The sequence below is a fragment of the Halopseudomonas sp. genome (assembly GCF_036961105.1).
Taxonomy (GTDB): Bacteria; Pseudomonadota; Gammaproteobacteria; order Pseudomonadales; family Pseudomonadaceae; genus Halopseudomonas.
Genome location: NZ_JBALWW010000079.1, coordinates 1 through 511, shown reverse-complemented (window position 1 = coordinate 511; position 511 = coordinate 1). Strand labels below are relative to the sequence as shown.

At 45.4% G+C, this 511-nt stretch carries 1 rRNA gene; it reads right to left on the bottom strand.

Going from position 1 to position 511, the window contains the following annotated elements:
- Positions 1-186, bottom strand: a 23S ribosomal RNA gene (locus V7756_RS19100); the annotation flags it as partial.
- Positions 187-511: the final 325 nt, after the last annotated feature.

Below are 511 nucleotides of genomic sequence, written 5' to 3'. Positions count from 1 at the left end.
CTGGTTCGCCTCACACACCTATGTATTCAGTGTGTGATACCCAGCTTATGCTGGGTGGGTTTCCCCATTCAGAGATCTCCGGATCAAAGGTCATTTGCCACCTCCCCGAAGCTTATCGCAGGCTATCACGTCTTTCATCGCCTCTGACTGCCAAGGCATCCACCGTATGCGCTTATTCACTTGACCATATAACCCCAAACAATCTTAAGTTAATTACTTAACTCAGATTATTCAGTGATATCGGTTTAAAACAGAATTAACGACAATTCCGGAACTTGCACTTGAGATTACAAGTTTACCTTAGCCACATTGCATGCAGTGAAACATGCCATGTGTCTGTACTTCTATCACATATCCAAATTTTTAAAGAGCGTCTGGTTCAGAGACCAGATATCAACAATCAAGGGTTTGATTGTTCATATATGAACTCTGAGTTCCATTCTATGGCGTGTGCTGCGTCGTCCTGGTGGAGCCAAGCGGGATCGAACCGCTGACCTCCTGCGTGCAAGGC